This window comes from Nitrosospira sp. NRS527, from assembly GCF_018406445.1.
In the GTDB taxonomy this organism is placed as follows: domain Bacteria; phylum Pseudomonadota; class Gammaproteobacteria; order Burkholderiales; family Nitrosomonadaceae; genus Nitrosospira; species Nitrosospira briensis.
The window spans coordinates 2,735,087-2,761,539 of sequence record NZ_AP024515.1; the positions used below are offsets into that span (position 1 = coordinate 2,735,087).

26 protein-coding genes are annotated in these 26,453 nt (G+C 52.3%); 13 read left to right on the plus strand and 13 right to left on the minus strand.

The features are described from left to right. Positions 1-92: 92 nt before the first annotated feature. The 5 genes from KJS40_RS12220 to arfB all read left to right on the plus strand — a co-directional run bounded on the left by KJS40_RS12220 (position 93) and on the right by arfB (position 3,288). Positions 93-335, plus strand: a complete 243-nt coding sequence (locus tag KJS40_RS12220) for an AbrB/MazE/SpoVT family DNA-binding domain-containing protein (protein ID WP_213538106.1) — start codon at positions 93-95, stop codon at positions 333-335. Next, a complete protein-coding gene (mazF, locus tag KJS40_RS12225) occupies positions 335-673 on the plus strand; it encodes an endoribonuclease MazF (RefSeq protein ID WP_213538108.1) in 339 nt (112 codons plus the stop codon). Before KJS40_RS12220 ends, mazF begins: the two co-directional genes overlap by 1 nt. Before the next feature lie 182 nt (positions 674-855). After that, a complete protein-coding gene (locus KJS40_RS12230; protein WP_213538110.1) occupies positions 856-1,782 on the plus strand; it encodes a glycosyltransferase family 2 protein in 927 nt (308 codons plus the stop codon). Positions 1,783-1,850: 68 nt separating this feature from the next. Continuing rightward, entirely contained in the window at positions 1,851-2,744 is an 894-nt protein-coding gene (locus KJS40_RS12235) for an NAD-dependent epimerase/dehydratase family protein (RefSeq protein ID WP_213538112.1), read from the plus strand. A 109-nt stretch (positions 2,745-2,853) separates the two neighbouring features. Further along, positions 2,854-3,288 carry an alternative ribosome rescue aminoacyl-tRNA hydrolase ArfB gene (gene arfB / locus KJS40_RS12240; protein WP_213538114.1) on the plus strand — a complete coding sequence of 145 codons (435 nt, stop codon included), beginning with the start codon at positions 2,854-2,856 and terminating at the stop codon, positions 3,286-3,288. A gap of 87 nt (positions 3,289-3,375) precedes the next feature. On the opposite strand, the gene KJS40_RS12245 is transcribed toward arfB, so the two are convergent. The 3 genes from KJS40_RS12245 to KJS40_RS12255 all read right to left on the minus strand — a co-directional run bounded on the left by KJS40_RS12245 (position 3,376) and on the right by KJS40_RS12255 (position 6,327). After that, entirely contained in the window at positions 3,376-4,923 is a 1,548-nt protein-coding gene (locus KJS40_RS12245; RefSeq protein ID WP_213538116.1) for a HAMP domain-containing sensor histidine kinase, read from the minus strand. 38 nt (positions 4,924-4,961) lie between these two features. Continuing rightward, the gene (locus KJS40_RS12250) at positions 4,962-5,426 is read right to left on the minus strand and encodes a response regulator (protein WP_213538118.1); all 465 of its coding nucleotides are present in this window, start codon (positions 5,424-5,426) and stop codon (positions 4,962-4,964) included. 214 nt (positions 5,427-5,640) lie between these two features. Further along, entirely contained in the window at positions 5,641-6,327 is a 687-nt protein-coding gene (locus KJS40_RS12255; RefSeq protein ID WP_213538120.1) for an alpha/beta hydrolase-fold protein, read from the minus strand. 128 nt (positions 6,328-6,455) lie between these two features. Between KJS40_RS12255 and KJS40_RS12260 the strand changes: the two genes are divergently transcribed. Continuing rightward, positions 6,456-7,553, plus strand: a complete 1,098-nt coding sequence (locus tag KJS40_RS12260; RefSeq protein ID WP_213538122.1) for a transglutaminase family protein — start codon at positions 6,456-6,458, stop codon at positions 7,551-7,553. A gap of 322 nt (positions 7,554-7,875) precedes the next feature. Here KJS40_RS12260 and yjgA read toward each other — a convergent pair whose 3' ends face one another. Continuing rightward, on the minus strand, positions 7,876-8,406 hold the full coding sequence (gene yjgA, locus KJS40_RS12265) for a ribosome biogenesis factor YjgA (protein ID WP_025041728.1): 531 nt from the start codon (positions 8,404-8,406) through the stop codon (positions 7,876-7,878). 145 nt (positions 8,407-8,551) lie between these two features. On the opposite strand from yjgA, the gene pmbA reads away from it, so the two are divergent. From pmbA to KJS40_RS12280, 3 genes are all read left to right on the plus strand, one after another. Further along, positions 8,552-9,910, plus strand: a complete 1,359-nt coding sequence (gene pmbA / locus KJS40_RS12270; protein WP_213538124.1) for a metalloprotease PmbA — start codon at positions 8,552-8,554, stop codon at positions 9,908-9,910. Positions 9,911-10,284: 374 nt separating this feature from the next. Then, a complete protein-coding gene (locus tag KJS40_RS12275) occupies positions 10,285-11,325 on the plus strand; it encodes a phosphoglycerate mutase (protein WP_213538126.1) in 1,041 nt (346 codons plus the stop codon). 419 nt (positions 11,326-11,744) lie between these two features. Then, positions 11,745-12,479 (plus strand): LuxR family transcriptional regulator, encoded by a 735-nt coding sequence (locus KJS40_RS12280; protein ID WP_213538128.1) that lies wholly within the window; start codon positions 11,745-11,747, stop codon positions 12,477-12,479. Between the two features lie 90 nt (positions 12,480-12,569). Here KJS40_RS12280 and KJS40_RS12285 read toward each other — a convergent pair whose 3' ends face one another. Together KJS40_RS12285 and folE are read right to left on the minus strand one after the other, a co-directional pair. Then, the gene (locus KJS40_RS12285; RefSeq protein WP_213538130.1) at positions 12,570-13,493 is read right to left on the minus strand and encodes a hypothetical protein; all 924 of its coding nucleotides are present in this window, start codon (positions 13,491-13,493) and stop codon (positions 12,570-12,572) included. Between the two features lie 187 nt (positions 13,494-13,680). Continuing rightward, the gene (gene folE / locus KJS40_RS12290) at positions 13,681-14,253 is read right to left on the minus strand and encodes a GTP cyclohydrolase I FolE (RefSeq protein WP_213538132.1); all 573 of its coding nucleotides are present in this window, start codon (positions 14,251-14,253) and stop codon (positions 13,681-13,683) included. Between the two features lie 411 nt (positions 14,254-14,664). Between folE and xth the strand changes: the two genes are divergently transcribed. Next, positions 14,665-15,441, plus strand: a complete 777-nt coding sequence (gene xth / locus KJS40_RS12295; RefSeq protein WP_213538134.1) for an exodeoxyribonuclease III — start codon at positions 14,665-14,667, stop codon at positions 15,439-15,441. A 161-nt stretch (positions 15,442-15,602) separates the two neighbouring features. Here xth and recN read toward each other — a convergent pair whose 3' ends face one another. Together recN and KJS40_RS12305 are read right to left on the minus strand one after the other, a co-directional pair. Beyond that, the gene (gene recN / locus KJS40_RS12300) at positions 15,603-17,294 is read right to left on the minus strand and encodes a DNA repair protein RecN (protein WP_213538136.1); all 1,692 of its coding nucleotides are present in this window, start codon (positions 17,292-17,294) and stop codon (positions 15,603-15,605) included. Between the two features lie 10 nt (positions 17,295-17,304). Then, entirely contained in the window at positions 17,305-18,189 is an 885-nt protein-coding gene (locus KJS40_RS12305) for an NAD kinase (protein WP_213538138.1), read from the minus strand. Positions 18,190-18,212: 23 nt separating this feature from the next. Between KJS40_RS12305 and KJS40_RS15500 the strand changes: the two genes are divergently transcribed. The 3 genes from KJS40_RS15500 (at position 18,213) to hemH (ending at position 20,899) form a co-directional block, all read left to right on the plus strand. After that, positions 18,213-18,347, plus strand: coding sequence for a hypothetical protein (locus KJS40_RS15500; protein ID WP_280520236.1), 135 nt, complete (start codon positions 18,213-18,215; stop codon positions 18,345-18,347). 219 nt (positions 18,348-18,566) lie between these two features. After that, on the plus strand, positions 18,567-19,586 hold the full coding sequence (hrcA, locus tag KJS40_RS12310) for a heat-inducible transcriptional repressor HrcA (RefSeq protein WP_213538140.1): 1,020 nt from the start codon (positions 18,567-18,569) through the stop codon (positions 19,584-19,586). A 206-nt stretch (positions 19,587-19,792) separates the two neighbouring features. Beyond that, positions 19,793-20,899 (plus strand): ferrochelatase, encoded by a 1,107-nt coding sequence (gene hemH / locus KJS40_RS12315; RefSeq protein ID WP_213539844.1) that lies wholly within the window; start codon positions 19,793-19,795, stop codon positions 20,897-20,899. A 217-nt stretch (positions 20,900-21,116) separates the two neighbouring features. Here hemH and KJS40_RS12320 read toward each other — a convergent pair whose 3' ends face one another. The 5 genes from KJS40_RS12320 to tgt form a co-directional block, all read right to left on the minus strand. Further along, positions 21,117-21,788, minus strand: a complete 672-nt coding sequence (locus KJS40_RS12320; protein WP_213538141.1) for a DedA family protein — start codon at positions 21,786-21,788, stop codon at positions 21,117-21,119. 74 nt (positions 21,789-21,862) lie between these two features. Then, positions 21,863-22,795 carry a protein translocase subunit SecF gene (gene secF, locus KJS40_RS12325; RefSeq protein ID WP_213538143.1) on the minus strand — a complete coding sequence of 311 codons (933 nt, stop codon included), beginning with the start codon at positions 22,793-22,795 and terminating at the stop codon, positions 21,863-21,865. 48 nt (positions 22,796-22,843) lie between these two features. Further along, positions 22,844-24,688, minus strand: a complete 1,845-nt coding sequence (secD, locus tag KJS40_RS12330; protein WP_213538151.1) for a protein translocase subunit SecD — start codon at positions 24,686-24,688, stop codon at positions 22,844-22,846. Positions 24,689-24,788: 100 nt separating this feature from the next. Continuing rightward, positions 24,789-25,127: a preprotein translocase subunit YajC gene (gene yajC / locus KJS40_RS12335; protein WP_213538153.1), complete on the minus strand. Its 339-nt coding sequence runs from the start codon at positions 25,125-25,127 to the stop codon at positions 24,789-24,791. A 36-nt stretch (positions 25,128-25,163) separates the two neighbouring features. After that, on the minus strand, positions 25,164-26,270 hold the full coding sequence (tgt, locus tag KJS40_RS12340) for a tRNA guanosine(34) transglycosylase Tgt (protein ID WP_213538155.1): 1,107 nt from the start codon (positions 26,268-26,270) through the stop codon (positions 25,164-25,166). Positions 26,271-26,453: the final 183 nt, after the last annotated feature.

The following is a 26,453-nucleotide window of genomic DNA, read 5'->3' on the forward strand; positions in this document are numbered from 1 at the left end:
GTCTCCGTACACCTCCGGTAAGTATCGACAATGTAGACACATCCCGGTTTTGTCGCTATCGTATTAACATTGACTCAACATAGGAGACCATCATGCGCGTAATCGTTAAAAAGTGGGGCAATAGCGCATCGGTTCGCATCCCTGCTGCGATCATGGAAGCTGCCCGCTTAAACTTGGAAGATCCGGTGGATATTCGTGAAGAAGATGGTCGCATCGTCATCGAACCGATTCACAAAAACAAATACGACCTTGCTCAGATGCTTGCCGATATAACACCGGAAAATCTGCATGCCGAAGTTGATTTCGGTACACCGGTCGGCAAAGAGCTTTTGTAATGATTCATCGCTATGTACCTGAGGCTGGCGATATTGTTTGGTTGCACTTCACTCCCCAAGCCGGGCATGAGCAAGCTGGGCACCGTCCGGCACTAGTAGTTAGCCCTTCGTCCTACAACGGCAAAACCGGCCTTATGTTGTGCTGCCCGATAACCACTCACGTTAAAGGCTACCCTTTCGAGGTTTTTATTTCAGACGACCGTCCCTGTGCTGTGCTGGCCGATCAAATCAAAAGTCTTGATTGGGTTGCGCGCAAGGCAAACCACAAAGGTAAAGTCTCACCCGGCGAATTAGCTCAGGTCCTGGCAAAAATTGCTGTCCTCATCAACAAACAATAATTCTCACCAGAACAGGATTGGAATGGCCGGGCTTTAACCCAATGTTTCATATATTAGCGCACGCTCCTCCCATTAGGGCGCTCCAGGCCACAACGCATGAGTCGCCAACGTGCAGGAAATTGATGGGTGCCATAAGGCACCGCTTCCTCGCAAACAAAGTTGGCAAGACAGATGGAAAATAGATGGTTGCTGAGGTAAATACGTTTACGGATCAACTTCAGGTCTCGGTCATCATCGTAAATTACAACGCGGGGCAAATTCTCGCAGAGTGCATTCAATCGGCATTGCCTCAGGCAAGCGAAGTGCTGGTGGTGGATAATGCCTCTTCAGATTTCAGCCTTGAACTGTGCACGCAACGTTTTCCTGAAGAACCCAAACTCAGGATCATTCGCAACGCTGCGAACCTCGGTTTTGCCGCAGCCTGTAACATAGGAGTCGCACAGGCTACCGCACCTTATTTGCTATTCCTGAACCCTGATTGTGTTCTGAGTGGGGGTTCGCTGCATCGCATGGTTCAGGTATTGGAAATAAGCCCTTCGGCAGAAATGATCGGCGGACTGTTAATCAACCAGGATGGCACCGAGCAGGCTGGAGGCCGCCGCGCGATGCCTACGCCCTGGCGTTCGTTTGTTCGTGCCTTTGGCTTGTATCGCTTTGAACGTTATTGGCCGCGCCTGTTTTTTGATTTTCATCTGCACAAGCAAGCATTGCCGGACTGCCCGCTTGAGGTAGAGGCCATTTCCGGCGCCCTCATGCTGGTGCGCCAGAAGGCAATTGAAAATGTCGGCCCTTGGGATGAAGGTTATTTTCTCCACTGCGAGGATCTGGATTGGTGCATGCGCTTCCGGAAAAAAGGCTGGAAGATTCTTTTCGTACCGGATGCTCCGGTTGTGCACTATAAGGGAACCTGTAGCCGCTCTCGCCCCATATTTGTGGAGTGGCACAAACACAAGGGGATGATGCGGTTCTATCGCAAATTTTTCCGGCATGAGTATCCCGGCGTCGTGATGTGGCTGGTGGCGATGGGCATATGGCTGCGCTTTGGGGCAATCACGGCAATTTATAGCGCTCGACGCGCTGGACGGCTACTGGGTCTGGGACGAGAATAGCGTTACGCCGGATTCCCCGTAAAGCACCTCAAAAATTTAATGGTCTTAGCTCGGTGTTTAATAAAACGATGCCTGACCTTGCTTCTTCAAATAAAATTATTGTCACGGGCGGAACCAGCATAATCGGTCATTTCCTGCTATCCAGGCTCGTGGCTGCCGGCTATGAGATTCACGCTATCAGCCGCGATGGCCGGAAAAACGTGGGAGCAACCAGTAAGCAGGTAATTTGGCATGAGGCAGATATAAGCCGCGCAGAGCAATTTCCGCTGATTGATGCGCGGGCGCTCATTCACCTCGCCCCCCTCTGGTTATTGCCACCATTGCTGCCGGTTTTAGCCTTGCAGCGAATTAAACGGGTGATTGGCTTTGGTTCAACCAGTCTGTTCAGCAAGGTGGACTCTGCTGATGCGGGGGAGCGCCAACTTGCATGTCGCCTGGCTGATGCGGAAGAGGTTATCAGGCGTGTTTGCGGTGCTTCAGAAACAGACTGGACGGTATTTCGTCCAACGCTGGTCTATGATTGCATTCGGGATAAAAATATAACGCGTATTGCAGGTTTTATTCGGCGTTACGGCTTTTTTCCCCTGCTGGGAAAGGCGGCGGGGCTACGCCAGCCAGTTCACGCTGATGATCTTGCGGAGGCATGCCTCACGGCGCTTGAGCAACCCGCCACGTTTAACAAGGCATATAACGTGAGTGGTGGCGAGACGTTAAGTTATCGCCAAATGGTCGAGAAGATATTCGACTCGCTGGGAAAACCTGCCCGTTTTTTAACGGTACCGCCATGGATGTTCCGTGGTGCGATAAATGTCATGGCGCTGGTTTCCGATAAGCAGGGCACAACGCTGGAAATGGCAACACGGATGAATGCTAACCTGTGTTTTAACCACACAGAAGCAACGCTGGATTTTGGTTTCTCGCCCAGGCCGTTTAGGCCTCGTTGGCATGATGTGCGAAAATAAGCAGTGCATGCTATCCATATAGATAGTGATCGACATCCTTTCAAATGTCGATGATGCCGGGCATGGCCAGTAGAAAACGAAGCGCGCGCACCACTGCTCAGGAACAATGATGGAAAATCCCAGAAAAATAACCATCCCCATAAGCGCGATCGAGAACGAGATCGAGATAAAGGCGATTCGGGCGCAGGGTTCGGGTGGGCAAAATGTCAATAAGGTCTCCACCGCGATCCACTTGCGCTTCGACATTGCCGCCTCATCGCTGCCCGACATTTACAAAGAGCGTTTATTGAAACTGAACGATCAGCGTATCACCCGGGAGGGTGTAGTCGTTATCAAAGCGCAGCAGTATCGCAGTCAGGAGAAAAACCGCGAAGATGCGCTGAGACGTTTATACGAACTCATCGGGCGCGCAGCCGAATCGCCTCCGAATCGTAAACCCACCCAACCGACGCGCAGTTCGCAGAAAAAGCGGCTCGACAGCAAAACTCAGCGAGGCCAGCTCAAGATCATGAGGAAAAAATTCTTGAGTGAGCAGCTGTCATAATGCGGTGAAGGGCTACGATTGCTTCCAAGTGCAAGCCATGCGCGGGTTCAATCGCCGACTTTATCAGGTAGTGTTGGGGGGTTATTTCTAATGAATAGGCGCCAGATGAGATTCATTTTTGTCGGGCTCAGGCAATTCGACGGGTGAATTCGCAGGATTTGCAATAAGGCTTTCAGTTTGCCGCACGCTCTTTTCTATCGTCGGGGCGCTTTTCGCGCCCTGAAAGACGACAGAAAAGGTGGTTCCGACATTCTGCTCACTGGAAACCGTGATGCGTAGTTTATTGTTCTCCGCCACGGTTCTTACTATTGATAAACCTATTCCGCTTGATGTTCTATTATGCAACGCTGCCCTGGGAGTATAAAAATACTCGTCAAAGATATGCGGGAGGTCTTTATCGCCTATGCCGATACCGTGGTCGATAATAGTTACCGCTGCGGATAAGCTCTGCTTATCGAAAGAAGACCCAATCTCCACCGAGCGTCCGTCATATGAATAGGCGATTGCGTTTGCAATGATATTCTCGAAGAGAATATCAAGCTGACTGGGGACGCATTCCACGACAAAATCTTCGATCGACGCGTTGATATCGATGTGATGCGAATTGGCAATAGGTTGTAATTTATCGATGCACTTCGAAATGACACCCCCGATATTGACCCACGTCAAATTAGCGGGATCACGGGCTGCGGCCTTTAATCGTTCAAGTTTGAGTACATCCAGAATAAGGCCTGCCATGCCGGCGGCTCGATCATCGACCTTCAAAATGACATCCATTATTTCCGGCGAGACTTCTCCGCAATAATTTCCCTTGATCAGGCTGATCTTGCTGCGAATGGCATCAAGCGGCGCTTTAAGCTGATGTGTCATGAGCACGGCATACCGGTCCTTCTCTGTTTGTGCCCGGCTGATCTGCTCGTAAGCATCCACTATGTGCCGCTCGTGGACACGCACGACGATCGACAGCCGTGAAACAACATACCAGACAATGACAAAGAGCACGTCAAGCGTAAACATCCATAGAAATGTATGGATTTTAAGCGAGCTGATGCCAGATGCATTCGAGTCTATCAATACGGATTGAGGCGCCAGAAAAAGAAGCGGATTTTCAAACAATAGAACGACCGAATACATGATGCAAACCAGAACCGTAACGATCAGACTCTCAACCGTCGAAAAAAAGATGCACGATAAGGCGATGTGCAGCACATAAAAGAATGGTGCCGGGGTCGCAATGCTGCCAACGTAATGCACGACGACCGACAGGCATAGAAGGTCGACGATGATTTGCGCCCAGATATTTATAGACGGGGAGTTATATTTTGTCCGCTTGCGAAAATCCAGCGCATAGATGCAGCTGATATTTGCAATACATAACAGCGCTGTTATGACAACAGGCCATCCCTGCTGGTGAGTGATGCCGATTTCGGTCAGCGTATCTGAAGCAACGAGCGCAAATATTTGAAAAATGAGGAGAACAGCGATGACTCCCCATCGAAAAATGATAAACCACCGTGCGTTACCAATCAGTACTTCGTCGCTCAGCTTCGAGCCTGTTAACCCGGCATGCGGGAAAGCAAGCGAAGTTTTGGATGCATTTTTGGATGCAACCCAGGAAAATTCGGCAATCGCCATGTTAAATTCCGCAGGAAGAATCTGCTGGAAATTCGAAATTACGCAGCGGCATCCAGTCGATGACGAACAATCGATAAAAAGCTGATCGCGTCAACAGGTTTTTCCACGATTAAAATCCATTCGTCGGATATGCCTGTGAAATAAGGACGGATTTCCTCGCCGAGAGAGGTCATGAATATCATGTGCAGCTCGGGAAAATGTTTTCGGAGTTCCACATAGGCTTCCAGCCCCGAGTCCATCGATTCAACCATTACATCGAGGATCGCCAGATCAGGTGGACTCGCGGGATTCTTTAGTAGCGAAGCGATGAAATCACTCATCGTCTGGTAGCTATCGACTGCATATCCATTTGCATCGAGAATACGCCTCACAGTATCGCGAATATCCGGATCGTCGTCGACATGCGCGATTCGTTGTGTAGCACCGTTTTCTTTTGCCAATACCGAACCCGGCAGTTGGCCGGGCAGCTTATCGGTTTCCAGACGTTGAGTGGGTGCATGCATTTGGGTTTCCTCCGGTTTCTGTTTAAACTGCAGACAAGTTTACGGGTGCGTTCCCGTAAACAGCATAATATAGTCTACGTGAAGGGTGTGTCACGCACGTGTAAAAATTTTGTGAAGACTGCAATTTGTGCAGTCGGAAAGGTGGGGATGTAAAGATTATGCTGCGTTGCAACATTTGATTCAGAAACACAGTGATCGACACCACGGAGCGGATTCAGATCAAAACCCGCTTCAGCCATTCGCCAATATCGACTATCTCCTCTTCGCAAACGGAGTGCGCCATCCGATACTCATGCCATTCCACTGCATAGCCTAGTTCGACCAGTTGCCGTCTTGACGCGGCTGCTACTATCATCGGTATGACATCATCGCTTTCACCGTGCGCCATGAAAACGGATGCTGGCAGATTAGCCCGGCACGCTTCCGCAACCAATGTTTGCGGCAGAGGGAGATTGCATGACAAAGCCATAACGCCGGCAAGTTTTTCCGGATAGCGCAAACCGGTATGGAGCGCTAGCGCTCCACCTTGAGAAAAACCGGCCAGAACAATATTCTCCGACTTTATTCCCCGCTGGTTTTCGCGCGCGAGCAGCGACTCGACTGCCCGTTGCGACCCGTACAAGCTTTCCATATTTTCGTGAAGGCCTGCATTCGTATCGATCAGGTCGTAGTCGTACCATGCGCGCATCACCATGCCGCGGTTAATGCTCACCGGGCGCTTCGGGGCATGTGGAAACACGAAACGAATGTGTATTGCTGAAGGCAGCGCGAGCGCATCCACGATCGGGACGAAATCATTGCCATCCGCACCGAGACCATGCATCCATATGATAGTATGAGTTGGGCTGGCCCCGGTTTCCAGTTCAATCGCGGGAAGCGGATCGGTAGGATTAGCGGTCATCAGGCGAGAAAAAATTTGACAAAATTTGATTAATTGATTAGTTGACTTAACGCGAGGGTAGTATTAGATTCGCATTTTCGATTTTCAAGACAAAACTTCAAGACGAAACCCCTATAGCAGGAGAAAATATGAAACGCAGGGATTTTATCAAATTGGCGGGAGTAAGCGCCGCATTATTTCCCGTCGCCCCATCCGTGTTTGCTCAACAGGCTATCCCGTCACGGCGGCATACTTATCGCCTGACCTATAAGTTCGAGCTTCCCGCCGACGGAAAAAAAGCGCGTTTATGGGTACCCTTACCCGATACCGACGATACACCCCATCAGTTTTCTCAAGGCAGCGTCTGGAGCGGCAATCCGACTGTTGCCAAGTTCGAGACCGTTCCCGGAACATCTTCACCCATGTTTTACGCTGAGTGGCGGGGTACCGGTCCACGCACCGTCTCGGTAAGCAGCATTGTGAAGACGGTTGATCGCTCTGTCGACCTGAAGCATTATTCCGAGCGAGGCACGGGCGCGATCCCTGCGGATGTGAAACGTTTTCTGCTACCGACAAAGCACATACCCCTAGACGGTATTGTACGCAAGACTGCACTGTCAATCATCAAAGACGCCAATGCCCAGACGCCTCTGCAAAAAGCGCATGCCGTCTATAACTGGGTGGTGGACAATTCCTATCGCGATCCGGCAACCCGTGGCTGTGGCCGGGGCGATATCAAGCTCATGCTGGAAAGCGGCAATATGGGCGGAAAATGCGCCGACCTTAATGCTTTATTTGTGGGACTTGCGCGCGCAGCAGGCGTTCCTGCGCGGGACCATTACGGAATTCGCATAGATGAATCAGCGACCCACAAAGCCCTGGGACAATCCGATGATATCACCACTGCTCAGCATGTCCGGGCGGAATTTTATCTTGCCGGCTTGGGCTGGGTACCCGTGGACCCCGCTGATGTGCGCGAACTGGCGCTGGAAGAGGCATTGCTGATCACCAACCCGCGAGTGATTGAACTGCGCGAAAAATTATTCGGTGCATGGGAAATGAACTGGGTGGCATTTAATCATGCCAAAGATATCACCCTGGCAAAAGACAGCGTTTTTAAAGAACTGCCGTTTTTCATGTATCCCCAGGCCGAGATTGGCGGCCACGAGCGGGACAGCCTTGACCCGGCCGAGTTTGCTTACAAAATTGTCTCATCGGAACTCGTGGGGACGGGCGTCAAATTTTAGTGAGTGGAAAATGCTGAACAGGCCCCGGTTTTGCAAGCAGTTCGACTGATACTTCGCGACACATCCCTAGCCCGGATGTTTCATAAATTCGCGTGATGATTGCGCAGGATTTTGTTTTGTAGGGAGATTTCGTGAAGAGTGGCGTAGTTATTCATACGCCCGACTGAACGAAATTTTCATACGAAACAAAAGACCAGCAAGGGAGCGCGTCAATTTATGAAATATCCGGGCTAGCTATTCAAATTTCAAATTTATTTCCAACCCGCGTGCTTTCCATGGCATGCGGAAGAGATGGCTACTCAGTTATGCGTTCCGTGGTTCGTCATTCGTTATCGGTCCACTCCGAGCCTTCGGGAATAATTTTTTGCAGTTCATGAAATAGCATACGAAAACTTTTGGGTGGCTTGTTCGCAAGTCTTTCCTTTTCCGCGTTGCGCGTCAGCAAACGCAATTGCTGCAGGTCTGCGGAAGGATATTTTTGCCCAAGTTCTCCCAGCGCCAGTTCATCCGCCAGCAACCGCTCGCGCCAGCGTTCCAGCAGATGCAGCCATGCCGTATGTTGCGCGCTCAGGCCGTTCCAGGCATCAAGTTTTTCCTGTATTGGCGCCGCGTCTACGTCACGCATCAGCTTGCCGATAAATTGCATTTGCCGGCGAAGCGCTCCATGCTTGCGTATCCGCTTGGCTTCGAGTATGGCGTCAGCCAGCGTTTCCGGCAGGTCAAGTTCGGCCAGCCGTTTGGGATCGAGCTGTATCAGTTGTTCGCCCATGTCCTGGAGCGCATGCATTTCCTGTTTGCGCCGGGTCTTGCTGACCGGAAGTGGTCCGGAATCGTTTGTTGGGGTTTTTTGCACTGTGCTTCCCAATTCAAGAAACTGCTATCATAGCGTCATTTCCATGTAATCTCAGGCCAGTCTGTTTACTACTTGTCTGGAAGACGAGCTTGCGGGTGTTATTTTGCCAGCTAATCAATATAAGGTATCTCCCCTTAAAATCGCCATGAACGATAATATCCGCCCTTCCCCGCGTTTTTCCTATCCTTTCCCCGTGCTTCAAAAAATTGCGCAGGACGTTCTGGATTATGCCAAAAAAAACGGCGCCAGCGCCTGTGAGACCGACATATCGGATGGTTTCGGCCAGAGTGTGACCGTCCGGCGCGGAGAGGTCGAAACCATAGAGTACAATCGTGACAAGGGACTTTCGGTAACGGTTTACATCGGCCAGAAGCGCGGCCATGCAAGCACCTCGGATTTCGCGCCCCAGGCAATAAACGACACGGTCGCGGCAGCCCTGTCGATTGCTGGACACACGGCCGCCGACGATTGCGCAGGGCTGGCCGATAGCGACTTGCTGGCGCGAGAATTTCCTGACCTTGACTTGTATTTTCCGTGGGATTTGCCGGTGGAGCAGGCAATACAGCTCGCTCAAACCTGTGAGGCGGCCGCGTTCGCGGTTGATAAACGCATCACCAATTCTGAAGGGGCGAGCGTTTCGTTGAGCGAGTCCCAGTTTGTGTATGCCAACAGCCTGGGATTCATGGGTGGCTATCCCGGTTCTCGTCACAGTATCAGTTGCGCGGTGATTGCAAGCCAGGATGATACGATGCAGCGTGATTATTGGTATAGCGTCGCGCGCGATGCCGCTGATCTGGAGCATGCAGATAGTGTTGGCAGAAAAACGGGAATGCGCAGCGTTGCGCGCCTGGGCGCCAGGAAAATTGCAACCTGCGAAGTACCTGTTCTATTTGAAGCGCCGATTGCAGCCAGCCTGATGGGCCATTTTGTCGGCGCCGTGAGCGGCAGCAGTCTTTACCGCAAGTCGTCATTTTTACTGGATAGTATCGGCAAACAGGTATTTGCCCCCGATATTCAGATCCGGGAAGTGCCTCACTTGAAAAAAGGGTTGGCTAGTGGGTCGTTCGATAGCGAGGGTGTCGCCACGCGTGAACGCAAAGTAGTAGAGAATGGCGTGGTGCAGGGGTATTTTCTCGGCAGTTATTCCGCTCGCAAGCTTGGGTTGAGCACGACCGGAAATGCCGGTGGTAACCACAACCTTATTCTGGATAATGGCGCCGGGCTCGAGTTCTCCGCCTTGCTCAAGAAGATGAATAAAGGCGTACTGGTAACTGAATTACTCGGTCAAGGCGTAAACCCCGTCACAGGAGATTATTCACGCGGCGCAGCGGGCTTCTGGGTGGAGGATGGAGAAATCTGCCATGCCGTGGAGGAAATCACTATCGCAGGCAACCTGAAAGATATGTTGCTCGGCATCTCCGCAGTCGGTAACGACGTGATTGCGCGTGGTTCCAAGCAATGCGGCTCCCTGCTGATTGACCGCATGATGGTCGCGGGCGGCTAAACCTAAATTCGGCAGTTGGACGGGGTGGAGTGAGCGGTTTTTGGGGTGCAGAGCAAGGCGCAACGACGCGGAATGATCATTCCATTCCAAGGAGTTGCAACGCCGCACTGTGCCGCAAGAACTGTTCAATCCGTAGCGAGCCGATCAAAAAGCTGAAGCTCACAGGGTAGGAAAAATCCTTTTCAGCTATAGTACTTAGTTAGCAAATGAGCGGTCAACTGCCGGCTTTAGGTTAAAGCACTCCGAAAGCACTCAGTTTTTCAGCATCCGCTTTTCTGTTTACGCCCTGGGCGAATGCGCGTTGATTCGCCTTCTCCCCGGTCTGCTCGGCATTGCCGGACCGGCAATGGCTTCGCCTCACGCTCGAACTCACGATGAATCTACATTTGCTTGTTCCTGCCCTCTTTTGGCCCGATGCCGGGCTTCCGGACATTTACCGTGATCTATCGCTGCCCGCACTGGAGAATCTGATAGCAAAATGTTCGAGCGATGACGATGAGTCGGAAGGACTGGAGGCTTGGCTCTGCGGGGCGTTTGGCGTCGCAAAACAGCAGGACTGGCCAGTTGCACCTCTTGCTCTGCTGGTCGACGGAGCGGAGGATATAAAAGCAGGAAACGATTACTGGATTCGCGCCGACCCGGTGCACTTGCATATCGAGCGTGATCAGATCGTGCTGGCTGATAGCCGTGTTTTCGGGATTTCATCGCAAGAGGCCGAGGCGCTTACCGGCGTGCTCAACCAGCACTTTGCGGCAAGTAGCCAGGAACTGGTGTTCTTGCCGCTACGGCCCGATCGCTGGTATATGCGCGTAACAAAAACACCCGCGGCAAAAACACATTTGCTCAGCGAGGCTGCAAACAGAGGCATCAATGAATTGCTGCCGTTCGGCGTGAACCAAACGTTCTGGCGCGGCCTTTTCAATGAAATTCAAATGCTGCTGCATTCGCATCCGCTTAACCAGTCGCGAGAGGCGCATGGCGAACCAGTCATTAACAGTACCTGGTTCTGGGGCGGCGGGGTCATGCCGGAATCGCCGAGTTCTCCGTATACTTCTATATGGAGCAATAATGTCCTTGCCCGCTCCCTGGCGCTGGCGTCTGGTACAGATCATATACCGCTTCCGCCAAGCGCGGCGATGTGGCAACAATCCGCTGCGTCCGGCCATCATCTCGTCGTGCTTGACGCCCTCTATGGAAAAGCTCAGTACGCGGATGCATATGGCTGGCGCGAAAGTTTGAAAGAGCTCGAACAAAGCTGGTTTGCACCTTTATGGGCAATGTCCAGGCAGGGTCTGTTCGATCGTATAACCCTTACCGCACTCGGTGAATACAAAAGCAAAAATTTTACTGCAAGACGCGTCGACTTGAGGAAATTCTGGCGCAGGCCAAAACCGATCTCGATCTATGCCGGCTAGCAGTCTGTCGGACTTGAAGAATCTCAGTGAAAAAGTGACTGGGTGAAGGGCATTTTGAGGATTTTGAAGGCCGATAGTTATTTTATTGATCGAAAAAGCAGCAAAATATGAACCAGCCAAGCGCTTTTGCAGCCGATTTCCTTCAGGTCCGACAGACTGCGAGGTATCAGCAGAAAAGCCATGTTTTTTCCGTCTTTTTCAGCACGTTAAAAATGTTCAATATGATTCATAATAACTTTAACCGGCAAATGGGATGGGCAAGAAAGCGAATCTCTATTGCGCGGCAAATCAATAAACTCCAGATGATCTTGTTTAGCAAATAACGCTTCGTATAAGTAACTTGTTGGTAAAATGTTCACGACTCGTAAACTGGTGGTAAGAATTTTGCAATAAAAGGGGGATATCATGAGGAGAAAATCATGACTAATTTACAACTATTCGAGTCGTTGCTGAACTGCAATACCGTGGAAGAACTGCACAGGGATGCCACAGCCATTGTTGGCCAGATGGGATTCGAGCATTTTCTATACGGCGTGCAGGTAAATACGTCGCTTACCCGTCCCTATCGGTTCATTCTCAGTTGTTATCCGGAAGCATGGCGAAAACGTTATGACGAGGAAGGTTACGCCAGTATTGATCCTACGGTTTCCCACTGCGCCAAAACGTCAATTCCAGTCATCTGGAGGAACGAGATTTTCAAGGGACGCAAGGAGGCAAGGATAAGAAGCGAGGCGAAGGATTGCGGCCTGGCAAGCGGGGCCAGCTTCTCGGTTCACGGCGGGCGAGGCGAAGCTGCAATGCTGAGCCTTGCGACCTCCCGCGACTCTCGTGAAGCTCAGGATGATATTATCGCGACAATGGACAAAGCCCAGCTATTGACCTGTTATCTACACGAGGCAGTGCAGCGTGTCGTTCTGAGCAAAGGTCCGCTTCCTTTGAAACGGATCAGTCTGACAGAAAGGGAAAAAGAATGTTTACTATGGGCAGCCGAAGGAAAAACCGGCTGGGAAATAGGCAACATCGTCAACATATCGGAACGTACGGTTACTTTTCATCTTCAGAACGCGGCCCAAAAAATGGGTGTGGTCAACCGCCAGCAAGCCATTTCCCGCGCCCTTTCCATGGGACTCATCGAGCCCTGCACTATTATATAAGTGAAGTGCCCTGCTGGACAGGCTCCGCGCTGTCCTCAGGGATGGGAAGTACCGTTGTAATTTCGCTAAATACAAGCTATAGCCGAACTTTCAAAGCTCGGAACTCATTTCCGATATGCCTAATGCCTTGCAATAGGAGGGAACCCAGCTGCGCTCGATCATGTGCGCAGGCAACTCATTGAAATCAAAAGAAACACCGTCCTTGATCATCTGGTCAACATCCAGTAATTGTCCGATTTCGGGTATATCTTTGAAAAACATCGTGTAGAAAGGTTTAACCAGTGCTTTGGAAATTCCCATCCCTATAGGGCCGATAAAATTCCTTCGTTGACCCACATGCGCTACTTCATCAATTGTGATCTCGTCCAGCAGTTCTTTTAAACGGCAGCAGACTTCGGGTTCTTCAGTCAATATCTCATCAAACAAGCGGTATAGGTGACAATAAAACGTTACTCCCATCAGTTCGGTAATAAAAGCGGGCGAGTCCTTCAAGAATCCCGGAACTTTCGGAAATTGCTCGTAGATTTTTTCCTTGATCGGCCCTAAAGGTACCCACTCCACCTTATCCAGACCACACGTGCGTAACATTTCGTTAAAAAGGCGTACATGGCAAAATTCTTCGGCTAAATGCACGCGACTGATTTTGTCAGTTACTTTAGATGAATGTGCCATATCAGGAATGACATCCCAGGCGCCTTTTATTCCTACCCACTCGTGTCTCGCGAATTTATAAATGCACGTCAACATCAGGGTCATGCGATCCATTGACCCAGGATCATCCTGCATCTCGACATAATTGCGGTAAAAGACTTCGGGATTGGCGAGCGGGTGGCGCAACCTAACGGGATGCTCCTGAAAGTGCTTGAGCCTTGCACGCTTTTTTTCCAGATCCTTCGCACCTTCAAAAAGTTGACCGCCATGCTGCTGAGTAAATTCCCAGTAATTTTCAAAATTTTCTTCCCTTTCAAGCTTGGTCGCCGGTGTGAAAATGGACAGATATTTAGCCGGTGTCATACGCTTTGCACTCCAGTTGGTTATGCACGGATTTCTGATGCGGATAATTGGAAAACCAAATGATGGGTAAGCGTTATAGCCGCGCCATGGCTCCGTACTCTTCGAACCATGTGTTCTATTTCCCTGTAATTCAACGTTGCAAACAGGGATATTAGCGCAAACTTTTAGGACGCTGCTTTCGCAGAAGTTACTCGGCTAGCGCCAGGAACTCGGCTCGTTGAGCGGCGTTTGTCTTCAGATCGCCAAGCATTGCCGAAGTGACGGTCTCTTCGCCAGCGACGGCGATTCCCCGCGATTCCATGCACATGTGGCGGCAGCGAATAATTACACCGACAGCCTTGGGCTGAAGATGCTCAACCAGGGACTGCGCAATTTGCTGGGTCAGGCGTTCCTGAACCTGCAAGCGTGCAGCAAAACAATTGACCAGTCGTGTCAACTTCGACAACCCAACGATGTGTCCGCTCGGAAGATACCCAACGGTTGCGTGACCGAAGAAGGGGGCAAGATGGTGCTCACAATGCGAGTAAACGGGTATTTGCCTGACAACGATCAGCTCGTCATAACTTTCGCCGCCGTCGGCAAATGTCTTGAGAATCGCTGCCGGATCCTGCTTATAGCCGCGCGTCCAATGAGCCCAGGCCCGCGTTATGCGGCCTGGCGTTTCAACCAGCCCTTGGCGTGATGGGTCTTCACCGATCGAACGCAATAGCCGCCGCCAATCGGCTACGCCAAATTCTTCCGAGTCATCTGAAGTATTCATAATAGCCACGGCTCTGTTGGAAAGGGAAACAGCGCGCGACAAGCGCCAACATCGACCGTATTCCTGCTAAACATCGGCACCAGCTCCCGTTAACGAGACACATGTAAGTGCGGCCGAAAGAGCGCCACGAGTAAATACTGAATGTAGCGGGCGACACATGCGATAGTCCCCCAAGATCCCGGTGAGGGCCGGCGCGAGTACTCCGAGTAGCCCGCACTCAGCCCAATACGCCTAATTCCATAATAGCACAACATAATTGGAAAACTTTGAAATAAATCCGGGGCGGGGCGCGTGGCGATCAAGCGGGGAGATCCGATGATTTATTCGGAAAAATCACCAAATCATGGTGCCTTGATTTGCGTTATGACTATTTGTTGCAGGCCGCACGTGCAAATTTGATAAAATGAACGCATGAAAATTGCCACATGGAACGTAAACTCTCTCAAGGTCCGCCTGCCGCAGGTTCTTGACTGGCTGGCAGTGTATCAACCCGATGTGCTGTGCCTGCAGGAGACGAAGCTGCAGGACGAGAATTTCCCGATGGAAGCCATTGCGGCGGCTGGTTATCATACGATCTATAGTGGCCAGAAAACCTATAATGGCGTCGCTTTGCTCAGCAAACAGCGGGGAAGCGAAATCATCACCGCCATACCCGGTTTTGACGATCCTCAAAAGCGCGTTCTGGGTGCCGTTTACGACGATGTGCGGGTAATCTGCATTTACGTCCCCAACGGTGAGAACGTCGAGTCCGAAAAATACCAATATAAGCTGAGGTGGCTGGCCGCCCTCACGGATTGGATTCGAGACATGTTAAGCCAGCATCCGAAACTGGTGTTGCTGGGCGATTTCAATATCGCACCGGAAGCGCACGACGTACACGACCCAAAGTTATGGGAAGGCCAGGTTCTGTTCAGCCTGCCAGAGCGTGAGGCATTTCGTGAAGTACTCAATCTGGGCCTCATGGATAGCTTCCGCCTATTCGAACAACCGGAAAAATCCTACACCTGGTGGGACTATCGCATGATGGCCTTCCGCCGCAACATGGGTTTGCGGATAGACCACATTCTATTAAGCAAAGACCTTGCCGAAGTATGTACCGCGTGTGTTATCGACAGAGCAACGCGCAAACTCGAACGGCCTTCCGATCATGCACCGGTAATGGTGGAACTAGCAGCATGTCGGACTTGAAGAATCGCAGCGAAAAAGTGACTGGGTGAGGACAGATTTTAAGGATTTTGAAGGCCAATAGTTATTCTATTGGCCGAAAAAGCGGCAAAATATGAACCAGCCAGACGCTTTTGCAGCCGATTTCCTTTAAGTCCGACAGGCTGCCAGGCAATCTCGTCCGATCAGACGTCTTCTGCCCCGGCGGATAGCAACATCTCGGCGGCATGCTTGCGGGTGGTGTCGGTTATTTTTGCACCGCCCAGCATTCGCGCAATTTCCTCGATTCGCTCCTGCCTTTCAAGCACAGCGATGCGGCTCGATATGTTTCCCGGATTAGCGGGATCGGCTGATTTAGAGACCTGCCATTGATGGTCTCCCGCCGACGCAACCTGGGCTAGATGGGTTATGCACAACACCTGACGCTCAGCGCCGAGTTTTTTCAGCATTCCCCCTACCATTTCTGCGACTCGGCCACCAATACCTGCGTCTACCTCATCGAATATGAGCGTGGGCGTCATGCCGAGCTTGCTTGTGATGACATGTATCGCCAGGCCGATCCGCGACAATTCCCCGCCGGACGCGACTTTTGCCAATGGCCGCAATGGCAACCCCTGATGGGCGGAAACTTGAAACTCGATTTGCTCCATGCCGTTCGCACTACCTTGCTCGAGCGGGGTCAGCGTTACCGAAAATTCTCCTCCTGCCATCGCCAGGGTTTGCATTGCGACAGTAACCTGCCGGGCAAGCGTGGCCGCTGCGCCTGTTCGCCCGACACTCAATTCTTTTGCCAGCTTGAGATATTCATCTCTGGCTGTCGCCTCTTGCCTCGCCAGCGACTCGCCATCTTCCTTGTGACCCAGTTCTTCCAGCCGCTCGGTGACCATCCTCAACAGCTCCTGCAGTTGATCGGGAACAGCCCGATATTTTCTGGCCGTCGCGTGAACTGCCGCCAGGCGGGCCTCTATATCCTGCAGACGCTGGGGATCCAGATCAAGACGCTGTTGATAACGCCCAAGTTCATACACGCCTTCCTGTAACTGGATTTGCGCCGGCTCGAGCAAATCAAGCACCACTTTGAGGCTGCTATCGCATTCAAGTACCTGACTCAGACGCAAAATGACCGAATTTAGCTGCGAAAGCGCGGCGGTTTGGCCTTCCGACAGGGTTTCGAGCCCCATCTGCGTCGCTTCAAGCAAAGCGACCGCATGGGATAGCCGGCTGTGCTCGGCTTGCAACGCCTGCCACTCATCAAACGAAAAATTCAGCGCGGAGATCTCGCTTGCTTGCCACTCCAGTTGCTCGCGCTCCTGAGCGAAAGCGGCCACGTTTTGCTCCCGGGACACGCGTAACCGATGAAGTCCCTGCCAATGCCGGTACGCTTCTGCGACAGACTGCGCCAATTGCCGGTTGCCTGAATAGGCGTCGAGCAGTTCGCGTTGCGCTTCCTTGCGCAACAACGACTGATGTGCATGCTGCCCCTGAATATCCACGAGGTTTTCACCAACCGCGTGCAATTGCTGCAACGTAGCAGCGCGACCATTGATAAAACTGCGGGAGCGTCCGCCGGCATCCACCAACCGGCGCAACAGGCATACTCCGCGATCGTCATCATGATTTTCGAATCCGTTTTCGCACAACCATTCCGCGAGCTTCGGCAGTGCGCCGATATCGAACTCCGCGCTGATTTCAGCACGCTCGCAGCCATTGCGGACGACGCTCGTTTCGCTGCGTTCGCCCAGTACAAGCGAGAGCGCATCGATCAGAATGGATTTTCCGGCGCCTGTTTCGCCGGTAAGCACAGTGAAACCGGGAGCAAACTCCAGTTCCATGCAGTCAACAATGACAAAATTCCTTATGCTCAGAAACTTTAGCATGCTGAAAGGCTCATACCTGGTTTCTGGGTATGCCGCTCCAGCCAAGCTTCTCGCGGAGCATGCGGTAGTAGCTGTGATCCGAAGCGTGCAGCAATGTTACGGTATGGGGAGAGCGCCGCACGATAACCTTGTCATGTTGCCTTAAATCGTAATGGGAATGGCTATCGGAATGCACACGTGCGATTGCGGTACGATGCATCAGGATTTCCACGACAGCGTCCGGTCCGACAACGATCGGGCGGTTGCTCAGCGTATGCGGGCTGACCGGAACCAGTGCAATCAAATCAAGGCTGGGGTGAAGGATGGGGCCGCCCGATGACAGTGCATAAGCGGTAGAACCGGTCGGGCTCGCGACAATCAAACCATCCGAACGCAGGGAGTATACGTATTCGCCATTGATACGCACCTCGAACTCGATCATGTTACCGCCAACGCCGCGATTTACCGCTACATCATTTAATGCCAAGGCACTATATGCCGTGACATTATCGCGGACGACCTCAACGAACAGCAGCATGCGCCGCTCTTTGAAATATCGGCCATCCAGCATCGAGCCCAGCGTTTCGAGCATGGAGTCGATCGAAAGATCAGTAAGAAATCCGAGCCGGCCCTGATTGATGCCAACCAACGGAACGTTGAAAGGCGCAAGCTTTCGTGCGATATTGAGCATCGTGCCATCGCCGCCCAGGACTATTGCCAAATCAGCACGTATACCGATCTCCTCCAGAGTCACGGCAGGGTATTTTGCCTCTGCCACGACAGCAGAAGTAGCTTGATCCAGCAGAACTTCCAGATTGCGCTTCTCCATATACCTTCCCAGACTCAGCAGCGGAGCCACGATATCGGGATTTTTATGCTTGCCGATCAAAGCTATTGTTTTAAACGAAGAACTCATCGCTGGATTAGACTGAAGAATAGGTGGAACCGCTGATGAAGCCGACCTTTGGTATGAAACATTTCTTGAGATTAAACCATATCGGCCCCAAGGTGACAAAGTATTCCAGCCCCGTGATTGATATATTCAGCGCGGCGATCACGGCGGGTATTGGCTGAAAGATGCTTTGCGGGAAGGGGGTGCCGGTCGCCGCGAAGCCGGCCCGTACGAAATTTTTTGCAATTGAAGACAAAAAAGAGATGTCTATCAATCAGGGAACTACCAAGTAATGTTAGACATGTTGGCGTCCTTAGGGATTAGCCATTGCCTTTTCTGTCGCTCGGGAGCGGTAAGACTCAATTCAGCCGGTAGAATGAATCCTGGTGTAAAATAATGGAATGTTAAATCAGCGCGCCAAAATCCTGCTAAAGACTCTGGTCGAACGGTATATCACCGAAGGTCAGCCGGTGGGTTCTCGCTCGCTCTCCAAGTTCTCCGGTCTTGATCTGAGCCCCGCCACTATTCGAAATGTGATGGCGGATCTTGAAGAAATGGGTTTTGTCGCCAGTCCCCATACTTCCGCCGGCCGCATACCGACTCATCAGGGCTATCGTTTTTTTGTGGACACGCTGCTGGTGGTAAAGCCTCTGGAAGTCATCGAGATCCACCAGCTTCAAGACCAGCTTCATCCGGACAATCCTTCACGATTGATTAATGCCGCTTCACAATTGCTGGCGGAATTGACACGCTTTGCCGGCGTGGTGGTGGCGCCCAAGCGGAGTACCGCCATATTTCGCTATATCGAATTCATGACCTTGTCGGAAAAGCGTATTCTGCTCATCATCGTGACGCCGGAAGGGGATGTTCAGAACCGCGTGCTTTTTACGGACCGGACATACAGCCAGGCCGAATTGACGGAAGCGGCCAATTTCATTAACCAGAATTATGCGGGTTGCGCCATCGATGAAATCCGCACTCGCCTCCAGAGCGAACTGAAGCAATTGCGTCATGATACGACCCAGCTCATGACTGCCGCTATTGAAGCGGGAGGGGCTGCAATCAAGGAGAACAGCGAAAACGTGGTCGTGGCGGGCGAACACAAGCTGCTTGATGTGCATGACTTGTCGAGTAATACAACCAGCCTGAAGAAACTGTTTGATCTCTTCGAGCGGAAAACCGCGTTGTTGCAGTTGCTGGAATTCAGCCGCAAGGCGGAAGGTGTGCAGATCTTTATCGGCGGGGAGTCCGGTGGCGTGACTTTGGATGAGTTCAGCATGGTTACCGCACCGTATGAAGTGGACGGAAAAATCGTCGGTACCGTCGCCGTGATCGGACCCACGCGGATGGCTTATGAACGCGTCATTCCGATTGTGGATGTGACTGCCAGGCTGCTTTCCAGCGCGCTATCGCAACATTAGCCACTTTATTACCCATTAGTGAAACGCCGCGCTCATTCCAGAACGTGTGTGAGTCATCCAGCGGTCCCTGCACGGTCAATTTGCTTCTGATGCACTATTCCTGTTCCCGCGAAAGGATGGACCACCAATAGGTTGCGTCACGGTGGCTATAGTAGAGCCGAAGAAGATGTTAACAAAGCAGTTTTGTTTCTGATGAGAATTGGAATATCTTGATAGCGCCCGAACCTGCCCACCAGCACGGCACGCCGAGCCAGACCGGCATTTTACTAGTCAATCTCGGTACGCCTGACGCTCCCACCGCACAAGCCCTGCGGCCTTATCTCAAGCAGTTCCTGAGCAATCCACGCGTAGTGGAATTTCCGCGGTGGGCATGGTGGCCGATCCTGAACGGCTTCATACTGAACACGCGTCCGAAAAAATCGGCAGAGAAATATGCGCTGATCTGGATGCCGGAAGGTTCGCCACTGAAAGTCCACACCACTCTACAGACCGGCCTGCTACGCGATGTGCTGGCCAAACGCGCCGAGCCGGCACCAATAGTGGAATATGCGATGAGTATTGGCAATCCTTCCATCGCCGAGGTGCTGCGGGGAATGAGGCAAAATGGCTGCGAGCGCATTCTGGTGCTGCCGCTCTATCCCCAGTATGCCGCAAGCAGCACAGCCTCCGCGTTCGATGAGGTATTTGCGCAACTGGGGAAGATGCGCAACACCCCTGCGCTACGCACTGTGAAACATTATCATGATCATCCCGGCTATATTGCCGCGCTGGCACAGAATATACGCGATTACTGGACTGAAAACGGCCGCCCCGACAAGCTGGTAATGAGCTTTCACGGGGTACCGCGCTCAACGCTGGATAAAGGTGACCCCTACCATTGCGAGTGCCGGAAAACCGGGCGATTGCTGGCGGAGGCGCTGGAATTGCATGCAGACGCATATGAGATTTGTTTTCAATCCCGCTTTGGCCGGGCTGAATGGCTAAGACCCTACACCGCGACTACACTGGAGCAACTCGGTAAGCAGAATACCGGGCGCGTGGATGTCGTCTGTCCCGGTTTTGTTTCCGATTGCCTCGAGACACTGGAAGAAATCGCCATAGAGGGGAAAGCCATTTTCATCCAGGCTGGTGGCCATGAATATCACTACATTCCCTGCCTGAATGAACGCGATGACTGGATATGCGCATTGGCCGACATCGCTCTCGCAAATCTACAGGGTTGGCTGGGGCTGGAGAATGCAAAAGAAGAAAACGCGGAAGAGAAGCGGGCTCAGTCACGGCAGCGGGCGCTCGAACTGGGGGCGGGTGATTAAAGAGGCTTTCATGCGCCACGATGCGCTTCGCTGTCGGCCGCTGCGTCTGCCTAAGCTTGAATTAAGCTTAAACCTGAATCCGGCTGTTAGCAACTTGTTTTTCAGCCCACTTGCCTGCCAGGCGCCAGAACCCAAAAAACCCGAAAGGATTCTTGGTGCCCATAAACCTCGCCTTTTTGGTGAGTTCGCTACAACTCCGGTTTCCGGTTAAATCGCGTTACTCCAATCGCTTGACTGGCGCTTCCGCCCCGCGATTTCCAAGCCAACTGCGCACAAATTGAACAATACCTGGAAGAACGGAAATAATGATGATGCCGAATATGAAAAAGGTCAGGTTGTTTTTCACTATTGGCACGTTACCGAAGTAAAATCCGCCGAATACGAAAAAACCGATCCAGAAGACGCTGCCGAATGCACTATAGGCCATGAAGCGTGGGTAAATCATGCGTCCGATACCGGCCACGAAAGGTGCGAAAGTGCGAATGATCGGCAGAAAACGCGCGAAAATGATCGTTTTGCCACCATGCTTCATATAGAACTGATTGGTTTTTTCCAGATGAGCGCGATTCAATAAACGCGAGTCTGCTCGGGAAAATATCCTGGGACCGAAATAACGCCCTATCCAGTAATTGGTATTGTCGCCACAAAATGCAGCGAGGATGAGAAGCGCGGCCAGCCATTGAACGTCCATTGCACCGGTTCCGGCAATCGCACCCGCCACGAACAGCAGCGAATCACCCGGCAGAAAGGGCGTCACGACCAATCCTGTCTCGCAGAAAATGATCAGGAACAGAATAAGATAAATCCAGTTGCCATAATTCTGAACCAGCCAGATGAGATGCTTGTCCAGGTGCAGGATGATATCGATGAAGGTAGCGAGAATTTCCAAGAGAAGCCTTAGTAGGGCCAGGATAAAGCTAACTGGCGGACAATGGGATCAGGCTGGTTTAACTTGTAATTGAATTAGGGTAGCGCCTGTACCTCTTCCTTCTTTTCAGGTCTCACAATATCCTTGCGCGACACTCCCAGCAACATGAGGATAGGGCTTGCCACCAATACCGAGGAATAGATGCCGAACAGAATGCCGATGGTAAGCGCCAGTGCGAAATTATGCAGTGGTTCGCCGCCAAATAGGAACATTGAGATCACGACCATCTGGGTACTGCCATGCGTGATAATGGTGCGCGACATCGTGCGGGTGATCGCGTTATCGATGACTGTGTTCACCGTAGCCTTGCGCATTTTACGGAAGTTTTCCCGTATGCGGTCGAATATCACCACCGACTCATTGACTGAATAGCCGAGAATGGCCAGGATAGCGGCCAATACGGTGAGTGAGAATTCCCATTGGAAGAATGCGAAAAATCCGAGAATGATCACCACGTCGTGCAGGTTCGCAATGATACCGGCGACCCCGAACTTCCATTCAAAGCGCACCGCCAGATAAGCGACGATGCCGAGCGAAACCAGTAACAACGCCAGTGCACCGTTTTCCACCAGTTCCTTACCCACTTGCGGGCCCACAAACTCTACACGCCGCAGCTCCGCTGCTTCGTCATCCTGGCGCAACCCCGCTATCACCGTTTCGGACAGCTTGGCGCTGGACATCTCCGGCTTGGCCGGCAGGCGTATCAATACGTCCCGCGATGTGCCGAAGTTCTGCACGCTGGCGTCGGGCATTCCCATTTTGACGAGCGTATCCCGTATCCTGGTAGTCTCGGCAGGATGGGTATAGGCCACCTCCATCACGGTGCCGCCGGTAAAATCCACGCCTAGATTCAGCCCCTTGGTGACGAGAAAAAATACCGCCACGACAAAAGTAAGTAACGAAATGGTGGTGGTATATTTCCCCCAGCTCATGAAGGGAATATCGCGCTTGATTCTGAAAAATTCCATGCTGACCCTTATCTCCCCGAAGGAATGTATGTTCCCGCTCTGCTCATATTAGCGCTTATCGGTAGTCGGCTTCCAGATCTGACCGATAGAGACCCGCTCCAGCTTGCGGCGGCCGCCATATACCAGATTGACTATTCCGCGCGATACCATCACCGCGCTGAACATCGATGTGGCGATGCCTAGACACAGCACCACGGCAAAGCCCTTGACAGGGCCCGAGCCAAATGCGAACAGCGCGATTCCCGCGATCAAGGTCGTAATATTGGAATCGAGAATAGTGCCGAACGCCCGCTCGTAGCCCGCGTTGATTGCGGCTTGCGGCGATAACCCCTCCCTCAACTCGTCACGGACACGTTCGTTGATCAGCACGTTCGCATCGATTGCCATGCCAAGGGTGAGCGCGATTGCCGCCATGCCCGGCAGCGTCAGCGTAGCCTGCAGAATCGAAAGGAGGCCCACCAGCAGAAGCAGGTTCACGCCCAGCGCCGTTACCGAAATAAAGCCAAACACCAGATAATAAACTGTCATGAAGAAGGCAATCGCGAGAAAGCCGTACAGCGTCGAATTAAACCCACGCGAAATATTATCCGCCCCAAGGCTGGGGCCTACCGTCCGTTCCTCGATGATGTCCATCGGTGCGGCCAAAGCACCGGCACGCAGCAGCAACGCCACATCCCTGGCCTCTTCGGTGGTCATGCGCCCGCTGATCTGCACTCGTCCACCACCGATTTCTTCGCGTATCACAGGCGCGGTAATGACCTCAGCCTGATTCTTCTCGATCAGTAAAATGGCCATGCGCTTGCCGACATTATCGTGGGTCAATTGTTTGAATATACGCGCCCCATTGCTGTCGAGATCGATGTGCACGGCGGGTTGACTGTTGTTGTCGAAGCCGGGTTGGGCGTCAGTGATGCGATCACCCGTCAGCACCACCTGTTTTTTCACCAGTACCGGCCCGCCGCCGCGCTCGTTATAAAGCTCGGAACCGAAGGGAACCTGCCCGCGCAACGCTGCCTCCAGGTCGCGACCCTCATCCACCATGCGGACCTCCAGCGTGGCGGTACGTCCCAGAATATCCTTGGCTTTGGCGGTATCCTGCACGCCCGGCAGTTGCACAACGACGCGGTCCACACCGGCTTGTTGAATGATGGGTTCGGCCACCCCAAGCTCGTTGACGCGATTGCGCAAGGTCGTGATGTTTTGCTGTACAGCGGAACTCTGGATACGCACCTGCGCTTCTTGCTTGATATTGGCTATCAAATAAAACTCGGCGCCCACATTCTCTTCGCGCAAATCCAGATCTGCGTAGGTTTTGTTGATTTCCGCTTTTCCCTGAGCACGCGATTCTGTGTTACGGAACTTGACAGTGATTTGGGAACCCTGCTTGTCAAGTCCGGCATAGGAAATCTTTTTCTCCCGCAGGCTGCCGCGTATGTCCGCGCTATAGCGGTCAAGTGCCTTGGAAAGTGCGCCTCTCATATCCACCTGCAGCAGGAAATGCACGCCGCCGCGCAAATCAAGCCCCAGATACATCGGCAATGCGCCGATGCTCGTCAACCAGTGAGGGGAATTGGAGAGCAGATTCAGCGCGACCATGTAACCGCTACCCAGCAAAGACTGGAGCGTATCCCTGGCCTTGATCTGCGTGTCGGTATCAGCAAAGCGCACTTTGACACCGCCGGCCTCAAGAAACATTCCATCCACGGGAAGGTTCGCTTTCTTCAGCGCATCTTCAATCCGTTGCAGTAGCACGGTATCCGCCTTGGGCGCGGTGCGTAGCGGCGAAATTTGCACCGCTGGCGATTCGCCGTAAAAATTCGGCAGAGTGTAGACCAGCCCCAGCAGTATCGAAACCGCGATAATCAGGTATTTCCAGGAAGGGTAGCGGTTCATTTTTTTGAGTGAAAGGCGAGAAACAGGAAATAAGGGAGCTAGGAAGTGGTACTGAAAACCTACGCCACAGCCTTCGCGCCAAGACCTTTACAAGGATGGGCTATTCTTTCTCGATACTATTCAAGGTTCCCTTGGGTAGCAGGGTCTGAACGGCTGTTTTTTGTATGATGACTTGCACATTTTCGGCAATTTGCAGTATGACGTAGTTTCCGGCAACCTTGACCACGCGTCCCAATACACCGGATGCAGTTGCCAGTTCATCACCTTTCTGCAGTGCCTCTATCATCAATTTCTGTTCTTTGGCACGCTTCGCCTGCGGGCGAATCAGCAGAAGGTAAAAAACAACGAATATACCGATCAGCGGCAGCAGGCTCATAAAATCCACTCCCGCTGCTTGCGCAGGCGCAGCGGCCTGAGCATAGGCTTCACTAATCCACATGGCTTCTCCGATAATGGGATAAAAAAGGATGCGATTTTAGCACGATGCGGCGTGGGCTTGAAATCCTTGCGCGTATTCCTCGAACTGCCCGGTTTCGATAGCGGCGCGGATTTCGCTCATCAATTTCTGGTAATAATACAGGTTGTGCAGCGTGTTGAGCCGTGCGCCCAGAATTTCACCGGTTCGCTGCAAGTGATGCAGATAAGCAAGGGTGAAATTTCGACATGTATAGCAGTTGCATTGTTCGTCCGGCGGCGCTGTATCCAGGCGGTACCGGCTATTGCGCAGCTTGACTACTCCGTTGCGCGTGAACAGCCACCCGTTCCGGGCATTACGTGTTGGAAGCACGCAGTCAAACATGTCTATGCCCTGGGAAACGGCATTGACAATATCCGCCGGGGTACCCACACCCATGAGATAACGCGGCTTTTCGTCGGGCAACTGGGGCGTGATGTGCTTGAGGATGCGCTGCATATCCTCCTTGGGCTCGCCTACCGATAGTCCGCCGACTGCATAACCGTCGAAGCCGATATCCACCAGTCTGGATAACGAATCATCGCGGAGATTTTCATGCATTCCCCCCTGGATAATGCCAAACAATGCGTTGGAATTCCGCTCATCATCATGCCCGCGCCTCGACCGTTCCGCCCAGCGCACACTCAATTCCATGGATTCACGCGCAGTTGGCTCGTCCGCGGGGTAAGGCGTGCATTCGTCGAATATCATCACGATGTCGGAATTGAGTATGCGTTGTATACGCATCGATTCCTCCGGCGTGAGAAAACACACGTCGCCATTTACCGGCGACCTGAACTTGACGCCCTCTTCGGTGATTTTTCTCAGGGCTCCCAGGCTGAACACCTGGAAACCGCCCGAATCCGTCAATATAGGTCCATCCCAACCCATGAAATGGTGCAATCCGCCATGTGCGCCGATCACTTCGAGGCCGGGGCGCAGCCACAAGTGGAACGTGTTGCCAAGCACGATATGTGCATCAATTTCCCGTAAATCCGCAGGTGACATCGTTTTGACCGCGCCGTAAGTGCCTACCGGCATGAAAGCGGGCGTCTCGACCGTGCCATGGGCCAGCGATAACGTACCCCGACGGGCGCGGCCGTCGGTACGATGCAGTTGAAATTTCATGCTACCGGTTGCTTGCTGGATGGGAGTAGTTTCAAAGTGCCCTGGAGACGGTTGAGACAGTTCAAAGTGTCTTGGAATGATGTATTCAGAACGCGTGGATGCAGAGGCTTTCGGAACTGCATTTCAAATTATAGGGCAGGCAGACAATCAGCGGTTAATTAGCGGGCTAAGCAGGGAACGGCG